Source organism: Mycolicibacterium setense (assembly GCF_000805385.1).
GTDB classification, from domain to species: Bacteria; Actinomycetota; Actinomycetes; order Mycobacteriales; family Mycobacteriaceae; genus Mycobacterium; species Mycobacterium setense.
Window position 1 is genome coordinate 1 of record NZ_JTJW01000017.1, and the last position, 209, is coordinate 209.

General features: G+C 65.1%; 1 protein-coding gene. It reads left to right on the forward strand.

Annotation, left to right across the window (positions count from 1 at the left end):
- Positions 1 to 209 (forward strand): AMP-binding protein (locus tag QQ25_RS29595; protein WP_157847864.1); only part of this gene is annotated, 209 nt, incomplete at both ends.

Consider the following 209-nt stretch of genomic DNA (forward strand, 5'->3'; position numbering starts at 1 on the left):
GTGGTGGATCGTTGGGCGTCGGGTCGGGTGATGATCAATGGTTACGGTCCGACGGAGACGACGGTGTATGCCACGATCAGCGCCCCGTTACAGGTCGGGTCGGGTGTGGTGCCGATCGGTGTGCCGGTGCCGGGTGCGGCGTTGTTCGTGTTGGATCGGTGGTTGCGTCCGGTGCCTGCGGGTGTGGTGGGTGAGTTGTATGTGGCGGG